General features: G+C 71.5%; 2 protein-coding genes. Both read left to right on the top strand.

What is annotated here, in order from left to right:
• Window positions 1-170 precede the first annotated feature (170 nt).
• Window positions 171-1109, top strand: a complete 939-nt coding sequence (locus tag MFF42_RS23540) for a LysR substrate-binding domain-containing protein (protein ID WP_238258186.1) — start codon at window positions 171-173, stop codon at window positions 1107-1109.
• 147 nt (window positions 1110-1256) lie between these two features.
• Window positions 1257-1855: MFS transporter (locus MFF42_RS23545; protein WP_238258188.1), on the top strand; the 599-nt coding region annotated here is incomplete at its 3' end.

Genomic DNA, 1855 nt, shown 5'->3' on the forward strand with positions numbered 1-1855 from the left:
GGCATCCCATCCGGCCGGACACCGGTCCGGTCGCCGGCCGGATGGGATGCCGAGCGGCCACGGGCCCGCCGCGCCACCGAGGTCCCGGCGCGCGGCGGCCGTTCGAGACCGGTGCCGGAAATCGGGACACCTGCTACGCTCGGCTCGTCTCACGCCGCTCCGGAGGAGGGATGCGAACCCGTACCCCACCGCTCTCGACCCTCAGACTGTTCGATGCCGCGGGCCGCCATCTGAGCTTCACGCGGGCGGCGGCCGAACTGAACGTGACGCCGAGCGCGGTCAGCCACGGCATCGTCGGCCTGGAAGAGGCGCTGGGCGTCAAACTGTTCCGGCGGGAGGCGGGCAAGCTCTCGCTGACACGCGAGGGGGCGGACTACCTCACCTACGTGTCCGAGGCCCTGTCGCTCATCATCGTCGGAACGCGGCGACTGCCGACGCCGCATTCCGGCAGAACCATCGCGATCAGCTCTGCGCCGACCGTCGCCTCGCGGTGGCTTCTGCCGCGGCTCCACGAGTTCCGGTCCAGCTATCCGAGAATCGCGATCAGGATCGACACCTCGCACCGGCAGGTCGGCTTTCCCGTCGACGGCTTCGACTTCGCCATTCGCATGAGCCGTATCCCGGTCTCGACGGGGCACTGGACGCGCCTGTTCGGGGAATGGCTGGTTCCCGTCTGCAGCCCCGCCTATCGCGACGCCGTCGCCGACATGCAGGGCGGGATCGACCTGGCCCGCGCCACGACGCTCCACGTCAACTCCCTCAGCGAGGACTGGCAGGCCTGGCTCGACGCCTCGGGTGCGGCCGAGATTCTCCCGAACGGAACCATGCACTTCGATACGATCCAGCTTTCGCTCGAGGCGGCGGAAGCGGGCCTGGGCGTGAGCCTCGGGCGAATGTCGCTCATGGAGCGCGAACTTCGGGACGGGACGCTCGTCAAAGTCGGGCCGGCCGTCCCGGCCGCGACGACCTATTGGCTCGTCAGCTCGGACATGGCCGAGCACGACCAGGATCTGCGCCGTTTCAAGGACTGGCTGCTGACGAAGGCCGAAGCCTTCGCGTCGGACCACGCCGGGCCGTCGTCTCCGGCGGTGCCGACCGCCGTCGGCTGACCTCGGCCCGGTCGCCGCGACGAGGCTCCGTCTCCTCGTGAGCGCCGCTCATCGGTGGTGGAGATCTTCTCGTTTGCCGCGCCGACGCCCGCTTGCGACCTTCCGCACCGGAGGAACGGTCCGATGGCAGAGGTCTCACGCAGGTGGATGTCACCGGGACGCGGGCGCAGCACGATGCTCGTCGTGGCGGCCGCGGCCCTGGTTCTGAGCGGCGCGATGGGGATCCGGCAGACCTTCGGCCTGTTCCTCGGGCCGTTCTCGTTCGACCACGGGATCCCGGTGGCGACGGTCGCCCTCGCGATCGCCCTCCACAACCTCGTCTGGGGTTTCGCCCAGCCCTTCGCCGGGGCGGCGGCGGACCGCTACGGCGTCGCCCCGGTCGTCGCCCTCGGCGGCCTCGTCTTCGCGGGCGGCCTCGCGCTCGCCGCCCTGGCGCCGTCGGGCCCGATGCTGCTGCTGGGGATGGGTCTGATGGTCGGCATCGGCATCAGCTGCACGAGCTTCGGCGTCGTGCTGACGGCGGTCGGTCAGGCGGCTTCGCCGGCGGAGCGAAGCTCGGCATTGGGATTGGCGAGCGCGGGCGGCTCGCTCGGTCAGGTCCTGCTCGTGCCCTTCGCCGAGACGATGACGTCGGCCGCGGGCCTGACGGCCGCCCTTCTCGCCCTTGCCGGCATCATCCTCGCGGTCGCCCCCCTCGGCGTCTGGCTCGGCCGCGGCGGCCGGCGATCGGCGGCCGGCGACGCGGC

Source organism: Methylorubrum podarium (assembly GCF_022179745.1).
Lineage (GTDB): Bacteria > Pseudomonadota > Alphaproteobacteria > Rhizobiales > Beijerinckiaceae > Methylobacterium > Methylobacterium podarium.